This window comes from Streptomyces sp. NPDC052687, from assembly GCF_040678395.1.
GTDB lineage: Bacteria > Actinomycetota > Actinomycetes > Streptomycetales > Streptomycetaceae > Streptomyces.
The window spans coordinates 50906-58957 of the sequence record NZ_JBFATR010000042.1 but is presented as its reverse complement, the minus strand read 5'-3'; the positions used below and the strand labels follow the sequence as shown (position 1 = coordinate 58957).

The following is an 8052-nucleotide window of genomic DNA, read 5'->3' as shown; positions in this document are numbered from 1 at the left end:
CCGGTCCGGCAGCAACGGCTCAATGCGTGCCCACTGGGCGTCAGTCAACGACACACCCAGACCAACGATCCGATGATCCGAAGGAAACGGCCTAGATCGACCCCGGATCGACCTCTGCTGCGGTTGCGCCCAGCGCCGTGATGGAATTGACGGCACAGCCGTGGCGCAACGGCTCAGTCGATCCATGTCTCTTCGACCACGCGATCGACTCGCCGGGCACTCGGTGATCATTCGAACGGACCGAGCCACGATCGTGAGGCACAGCCGTCTTGAGCACGATGAAGCCGTTGTCGCCCGCTGTCTCGGCACGCATGAGCAGGCAAGCCAGCAAGGACACAGCCTGCGAGCTGGCGGTTCGTCGTCTGCTCCACGCGGCCGGCATGCGTTACCGCGTCGAGTACCCGGTGCCGGGCATGGCCCGACGCCGGATCGACGTCGCCTTCACCTCGGTCAAGGTGGCCGTACTGATCGACGGATGCTTCTGGCATGGCTGCCCCGAGCACGCCACGCAGCCTAAGTCGAACGCGGAGTGGTGGCGGCAAAAGCTGATCCGCAACATGGCTCGCGACGCGGAGACGACCGAGCACCTCAGGTCCGCCGGGTGGGAGGTGTTGCGCTTCTGGGAGCATGAGGCACCAGAGGGCGTAGCTCTGCGCGTCGCGGCTGCGGTCGAGCGGCGGAGGGGCGAACAGGCACGGGGGAGGAATCATTGAGCGGGCTGACCTTTGTCGACGTGTGCTCGGGTGCGGGTGGACTCGCCCTGGGGCTGGAACGGGCCGGCTTCGAGCCGCGACTGCTGATCGACGAGGACGACGACGCCTGCCGAACCCTGCGGGCCAATCGGCAGCACTGGAACGTTCTCCGGGCCGACCTCCTGGACTTCGACCCGAGCGAGCACCCGGAAAGCTACGACGTCGATCTGCTGTCGGCGGGACTGCCTCGGGTGAAGTCCAACGCCACCGCTGGCCGAGCCGAGTCGGGCGAGGAAGAGGGGCTGCTGAGGGCCGCCGTCTACCTCGCCCACGCGGTGGGGCCACGGGCCCTGCTCCTCGAGAACGTGCCGTCGCTCGTCGACTCGGACCGGTTCCGCGGCTTCCGGGAGTTCGCCCGTGCGGAACTGGAGCACCTCGGTTACGAGTTCAGCTGGTTCATCCTGAACGCCGCTGACTTCGGAGTGCCGCAGGACCGCAGGCAGGGGGTCCTCGTGGCGATCAAGAAGCAGTGGTTCCCGGCCTTCCGACCGCCCTCTCCCACCGTGGTGGACCATGTCTCGGTCGGCGAGGCCCTTGCAGCCTCCATGCGATCGCGCGGTTGGAGGGACGCCGACCGCTGGGCGGCCCAGGCCACCACCGTGGCTCCGACGCTCGTCGGTGGATCGAAGAGCCGCGGCGGGGCGGATCTGGGCCCGACCGGATCCAAACGACAGTGGGAGCGGCTCGGAGTGAACGCCCACTCGCTGGGCGACGAGATCCCCGGGCCAGACTTCGAATGGGCACCGGAGCTCGGCAGGCAAGGCATGGTGAAGCTCACTGTGGACCAGGCGGCCCTGCTGCAGAGCTTTCCCCCGGACTGGGAGATCACCGGCAGGAAGACGGCCCGATATCGGCAGGTCGGCCACGCTTCCCCTCCGCCGGTGGGCGAGGCACTGGGCAGAGCGATAGCCGATGCGCTTCGCTCCTGAACAACGGATTCGCATCCCCGCCGGCCGGCTACACTTCCACCTCATGACCCCAGCACCTCACCCCCATGCAAACCAGGACGAATCGCCCGTAATCGTGGATCTCTTCGCGGGACCGGGTGGCCTGGACATTGCGGCCGAGGTGCTTGACGTGCCGACAATCGGTGTGGAATGGGAGGAATCGACCTGCGCCACCCGCCAGGCCGCAGGCCTGCGCACCACCACGATCCGCGACGTGGCGAAGGTGAACCCGCTCGACGCCGAGGTCTCCTCGGCGCGGGTGCTCACCGGGGGTCCCCCTTGCCAGACCTACTCGGTGGCGGGCAATCGCGAGGGGCACAACGCCTTGACGGAGGTGCAGGAGCTCGCCGAGCACGTGGGACAGAGTCAGAGCGTCGGAGCTCTGGAACGCGCCTGGGCCGAGGTGAACCGTCGAGCCGAGGAGCTGTCCTGGGCCGACGAGCGCACCGGTCTGGTCCTGCAACCCCTGCGCTGGATCGTCGAGAAGAAGCTCAAGGCCGAGCCCTACGAGGCGGTGGTGTTGGAACAGGTGCCCACCGTCCTGCCCGTGTGGACGACGTACCGCAACATCCTGCACGAGCTGGGTTACGACGCGGACTGCCACATACTGCACACCGAGGAGTACGGCGTTCCGCAGACACGCCGCCGCGCGGTCCTGATCGCCCGATACCGGGGGACCCGCGGCGGCCTCCTGGACTTCCCGCCGCTGACGCATCAGCGCTACCACAAGGGAGCGACGCGTAACTCTCCGCAGGAGCCCGCGGCGCCCAGCGAGGCGGGTGGGCAGACCCCGCTCTTCACTCCTCCTCCCACATCCAAGCCGCGCAAGCAGCGCGATCCATGGGTCTCCATGGGCGATGCACTCAGGGACACACGGTCCACGGACTTCGTCGTTCGCTCCAACTACGGGTCGGGAGGTGATCCCAAGAAGCGAGGGCTCCGCACCTCCGACATGCCTGCAGCCACGGTCACTGGCAAGGTGCGCCGGAACAAGGTGTTCGACCTGAAGGGCTTCGACTCGAACGGCGAACCCGAACTCGGCCCGGAGCAGGAGCGTTTCTCGCTACGTGAGGCTGGCCTGCTGCAGACGTTCCCGGCCGAGTACCCCTGGCGAGGCACCGACGTCGCACAGCAGATCGGCAACGCGATCCCCCCGCTCCTGGCCGTCCACGTCCTGTGCACCGCGCTCGAGCTGGACGAGAGCCGGAAGCAGAAGGCCGTCGAGAGACTCAGGACATGGCGCCCTCCGCGGAATGCCGTAGGCTGAGCCGGCCGAGAGCGTGCTGGCGACAGAGACGGCGAGCATCACTCCGACTTGCTCGGCTGTCCGCAAAGCGCCTTCGAAGCTTGTATTTGACAATCGCACGATGTCAAATCAAGTTTCACGCCGATTTTGCCGCCACCCCTCTGAGCTGCGGCTTCATAATCGGAACATCGCGCTCCGCCACTTCTCGCGGCTTGCGTCGCAGTTCCGCGAATCTTAGGATCCAAGCTCAGATGACTCGCGGCGCTCTGGGTTGCCGCGGGGAACAGTGCTCGCGCTTCAAGAATGAAGGCCCGGCACGGACTGCCATCCGCACCGGGCCACATTCGGAGCGTTTTACGTCAGGTGGGTTCGGCCGTCCACCAACCGGTCGTACTCACTTGACGAGCACTACGGCCGAGCACCGGCACCCTAGCGGGCGGCTACCTGACTCACGCATCCTGCGACTGCCGCAATCGTCGACAGGACCGCCAGAAGGATCGGGATCCACCAGTCCGGATCCCGCCTCTTCCTCTTGCGCCCCTTGCGACTACCGCTCATCGCGACTCAACTCCCTACCCGGGGTGTTGCCAGCTCACCTCTTGGCGGACTGACGCCTCGGTACCCAGCCGAGACGAACGGGGCCGGGAGGCAGTCGAGTTGCGCCATACCCTACCCCTCCGGGTCCAAACTGCTGAACCCTTTCTCCTCCGTACCGGCAAGTAGATCGTCAACTACGCGGTGAGGAAGGCCACGCTGATGCGTCATCAGGTCAGAAACCATGCCACTTCGTCACTCCCACTCGCTTGGCGGGGGGTGTTGTTCGGACCGGCGCTCCCCATCAGTCGTCCTCGGTCCAGTCCTCGCTGCCCTCCTTACCCCGCACCGGCGCGTCCGCGAACAGCTCCTCGAAGTGTTCCGTCAGGCGCCGCACCGACTCGTCGGGTGCACGCCCCTCGGCCGGCCCCGTGGGCAGGGCACGATGGGGCACGGAGACGCCCTGCTCACCTTCGTCGATCCATCTGCGCACGGCCCCGGCATCGCGCTGTGTGTCCGGTGCGATCACGTCGTACATGAGCGTTGCGGCTGCCGCGTTGACGGCCTTGCCCAGGGCGTTCACCTCACGTCCTGTCCGCACGACACCGCGCTTCAGCAGCCTGACCAGCGCTTGCGCAGTCGGTCGGTGGTCGATGACGTCCAACCGCAGCACGGTGTTCAGCATGTCCTGATTGGCGCACGCCGTGACGACGGGTTCGTAGTCGGGCCCGTCCCGGTACAGCTCGGCCGACCACCACAGCCGCGCGAAGGCCTGCTTGTAGTTGGGGCCTTTGAAGGATCGGGCGTTGGCCGCCTTCCACTTCTCCGAGAAGTGCCTCCAGACCACGAAGTCGGGTGCGACACCGAGAGCCAGGTAGTTCCACAGTGCGGGATCGGCCGCTTCCGCACGAGTCAGCCGCAGGATCGCGTGCAGTCGGGGGGCGAGCCAGGCGTCCACGTGCGTCGGTTTGCCGTCGCGGTGCAAGTACATCGCGTCGTCGATCAGGTCCCGAACCGCGCGCAGTCGCCATCGAGGGCTCTCGGGCAGCGACTGCGCCGCCTGGTTGAGGGCGATGACGGGAACGTTGTCCTTGCCGGAAAGCAACCCGTCCGTGATGAACCGTGCCGCCTCCTCGTCGGCGAGCCGCGCCAGATACTCGGGCAGGTGATCAGGCCTCTCCGTCATGCCTCGTCCTCACGCTTGAGCTTCTCCAAGCCGCGCACGGTCTCCGAGAGCCGCCTGGGCACCTCGGCCCTACGCATGGCCGCGTACTGGATGCGTGGCTGCAGTTCCGTCCATCCCGTCGCCACGCCGACACGTCGGCGGTGCACCTCGCGCAACGCGTCCTCGAGGGTCCGATCGGCCATGACGTCGGGGAGCATCTCCCTGAGCACCTCGCCTCGCCAGCCGTGCGGGAACAAGGGCGTTCCGTCGTCCTCGATCTCCAGGTCTCCGATGGCCGCGTGGAACACGGCGGTCCACACGTCGGCGGCCATCTGCGACACCAGCATCTCGTTGACGAGGCCCTCGGCCCCCCGTCCCTCGGTCGCGAGGACGTCTGTCATTCCCTCGAAATCGGTGTTGATGTGGACGGTGGGCAGCGCCCCTGCCGCGGTCACGATCCAAGGGACGTCGACGAAACTCTGCAACCACCGCGGTCCCTTGGCGAACCCGACCTCCTTGATGTCGAAGCTCTGCTGTCGGGTCGGGGTGTCGCTGCGCACGTCGACGATCCAGTCGTCCGCCGCCTCCCCGACGATTCGCCCAGGTACGCCGTCGACAGTCGCGATCACCTGAACCGTCAAGCCGGCACGGTCGAAGACGTCGGAACGAAGCAGCTGCAGTTCGCCACGCCATTCGCGGCCTCCCTCCGCCTCGGGGACGAGCCTGGACGTGACACGGGTGTTGGTGCTCCGGTCCGTCAGCACCGCGACCACGGCGACATCGGACCACGGTCCGCCCGGCTCGGTGGCCTTCGCGGGAATCGTCGCCGAGACGGTGAGCGTGGCCGACTCCCAGTCCTCCGTGTCGGCCATGCCCAGCGCGACGACTCGTTCGATCACGGAACGCGCGCGGGAGTCGAGCTGTTCGCGCGGCTGCTCGGGTGCCTTGACGCGCGCGGCGTCCACCCGCAGCGAGACCGTGCCGCGCAGCCGCGGGTATGGGAACAGCTTCATGACAGCGGCTTCCCTTCACCGGTGCGCAGTTCGACGATCAGGCCGCTCAGAGTCGACCTAACAGCGTGTGTGGTGGGGTCGGTAACTCCTCGGAAGGTGGCCTGGCCTGTGCCAGCGAACTGCAGAGTGCCGTCCACCGCCTGACAGTTGTCCAGCCCCACCAGCTCGGCCCACGCGATGGTCGGGCGCGGACCTGAGCGCACGTCGAACTTGGCGACCGGCACGAGGCGCCAGTCCTGACCGCCGGCAGGAACCCTGATTTCCCCGATCACCTGCCAGGCACCGTTGTCCAACACCTGGGCGTCCACTTCCTCCAGCACGGGCATGGTCGCCGCCGTGAGCTGCCTCCGCCTCTTCGGCGCGCCGACGGTCAGCGTCCGGGACAGGCGCCCACCCCCTGCTCCGCCCCCCTGCTTGGGTCGGGCCACGAGCGCCTTGATCGCCTTGTTGGTCTCCCGGGTGAGGGAGTTGATCCGCCGGAACGCAGATGGCGAGTAGGTGAGCGTCAGCTCCTCGGTCTGACCCCACTTGTTGTGCTCCGGAGGCTCGGCGGCGCGCAGGAACTCCTCGGCCTCAGCAGCGAACGGGGCCTCCGGACCCGCGGCCTCACCGGCCAGTAGGACGGCCTGGAAGGGATTGACCGCAATCGGCAGGCCGGGAACGGCGGTGTCCTTCACCGTCATGCGATTGCCGCGCATCGTCACAACACGATTGAGCTTGCCGTCGGCGTCCTCGGCGTCGGTCACCAGGAGCACAGCGCGGTGCTCGCCCTGGGAGCCCCGCCCGCCACCCCTGGCAGGCAGGTTGAGGGGCACGGTGGTCGCCACGACCTGTCCGGCCTCCGTGCGCTGTTCCACGGTCGTACCGTCGAGAAACGCCTTGAGGGCGCGAGTGCGGGAAGGTTGCGTCACCATGGGGTCCACGCGCTCCTCCGGGATGAGCACATCTCGGTTGCGCAGCGTGCGCACGGATGCCTCCAGGAGCGGCAGCTGCTCGCCCCCTCCGGTCATCGCCGCCCAAAAGTTCCTCCCCAGCGCCTGCACGAGTCTGCGATGCATTCGCTGGATGCTGTCCTGGTCCTCGGTCTCGTCGCCCTCGGGCACGGAACTGTCGTCGGCCAGGCTCGCCACGTCATGCGCCCCGACGATCAGGAACGACGTGCCCGGCTCACCGCTCTCACGCGTGAGGTGCAGTGATTCGACGGTGTCCTCGTCCGCCCACCAAGAGCGCACCACTTTGCCTCCCGGCACGTCGGGGTCGGGCCGCCCCAACCAGGCCGGTCCTGCGCACGCCTTGCCGTTCACCTGGCGCCATGGAAGGTCCAGGCGCCCGATGAGACGCCGCTCCGTGCGGCCCTCGTGCGGTTCGGAGAGCGTGGAGTTGATGAGCACGAGGCCGAGCCGGCTGGTCGCCCATATGGTCGCCTTGCCCAGCCCGTACGAACCACCTGCGGAACTACCAGACTTGTGACTGTCGAGCTGTCGCCTCACGACCGCCGCGAAGCGGCCGTCGTCGTAGTCGTCGCCGGTGAGGCCGGCCGCGTTGTAGTCGTCGACCCTGAGCAGCACGAGACGATCACGCTCGTACATGTCGCGCAGTCCCGCGTCGATGACCCTGCCGACCTTCTGGTCCTGCGCGCGCACCACCTCGTAGTGCGGGTAGAGGTCGTTCCACCGGATGGCCTCGCGGAATCGGGTGAGCATCTCCCCGGTCAGCTCGTGCAGGGTGTAACGCACTCGCACGGGACGCCCGTTGGCCGTCAACCGTTCGTCCAGGCTGTTCTGACAGGTCTCCCGGGCCAGGACCGACACATCGGCATCGAACGCGAACGCGGCGGCGTTGCCCAGCTCCCGCCCGCCGTCCTCGTGTCCGGGGCGGTGGTACCAGGCGAGCGGAAGGCCGGCATGGGTGTCGGTGGTGCGCGTGTGCATCGTGACCAGATCGGTGTTCAGGGCCCGAGCGATGCGCTCGATCGTCTCGGGACGGGGCGTTGCCCGTTTGGTGATCCACGCCGAGACGGCAGCGCGTGTCACATCAACGGCTTGGGCCAATTCCGTCTGTGTCATGTCGGCAAGCTTCAACTGCCGCGCCAGCCATGGACCGAAGTCCTCGCCTGCTTCCACGGTCACCTGCTCTCCGGTCCTGCTCCACCTGCGTCGGGCAGGACCCACCCTAGCGGGCTCTTTGACAACTCGCCCCGCGTCAAAGCACCTTTGACACACCCCATGGACATCGTCGTGACAATGCGGGCAACGTTCATCACATTCAGGGGGTTCAGCCTCGAATGCCCGGATTCCCGGATCGACGAACACCCTGTCGGATCCCTCTTGCGTTCCCCCGACGCTGCCCAGTACGGTCCCTGCAGCGGCCCCACCCGCATCGGGAGAAACATTTC

At 67.3% G+C, this 8052-nt stretch carries 6 protein-coding genes; 3 read left to right on the top strand and 3 right to left on the bottom strand.

Translation table 11 applies throughout. The features are described 5' to 3' along the window. Window positions 1–311 precede the first annotated feature (311 nt). The 3 genes from AB0K92_RS26530 to AB0K92_RS26520 are packed head-to-tail and all read left to right on the top strand — an operon-like array spanning window position 312 to window position 2966. A complete protein-coding gene (locus tag AB0K92_RS26530; protein ID WP_365926812.1) occupies window positions 312–713 on the top strand; it encodes a very short patch repair endonuclease in 402 nt (133 codons plus the stop codon). Beyond that, window positions 710–1681 carry a DNA cytosine methyltransferase gene (locus AB0K92_RS26525; protein ID WP_365926803.1) on the top strand — a complete coding sequence of 324 codons (972 nt, stop codon included), beginning with the start codon at window positions 710–712 and terminating at the stop codon, window positions 1679–1681. The genes AB0K92_RS26530 and AB0K92_RS26525 overlap by 4 nt, the downstream gene beginning before the upstream one ends. Window positions 1682–1724: 43 nt before the next feature. Then, window positions 1725–2966 carry a DNA cytosine methyltransferase gene (locus AB0K92_RS26520; protein WP_365926801.1) on the top strand — a complete coding sequence of 414 codons (1242 nt, stop codon included), beginning with the start codon at window positions 1725–1727 and terminating at the stop codon, window positions 2964–2966. An 817-nt stretch (window positions 2967–3783) separates the two neighbouring features. Here AB0K92_RS26520 and AB0K92_RS26515 read toward each other — a convergent pair. From AB0K92_RS26515 to AB0K92_RS26505, 3 genes are read right to left on the bottom strand one after another with little or no spacing between them, the layout of a single operon-like run. After that, on the bottom strand, window positions 3784–4665 hold the full coding sequence (locus tag AB0K92_RS26515; protein WP_365926799.1) for a DUF6339 family protein: 882 nt from the start codon (window positions 4663–4665) through the stop codon (window positions 3784–3786). Continuing rightward, window positions 4662–5657, bottom strand: coding sequence for a hypothetical protein (locus tag AB0K92_RS26510; protein ID WP_365926797.1), 996 nt, complete (start codon window positions 5655–5657; stop codon window positions 4662–4664). The genes AB0K92_RS26515 and AB0K92_RS26510 overlap by 4 nt, the downstream gene beginning before the upstream one ends. Then, complete coding sequence (locus AB0K92_RS26505; protein WP_365926810.1) at window positions 5654–7780, bottom strand: helix-turn-helix transcriptional regulator; 2127 nt, start codon at window positions 7778–7780, stop codon at window positions 5654–5656. The genes AB0K92_RS26510 and AB0K92_RS26505 overlap by 4 nt, the downstream gene beginning before the upstream one ends. Between the last annotated feature and the right edge of the window lie 272 nt (window positions 7781–8052).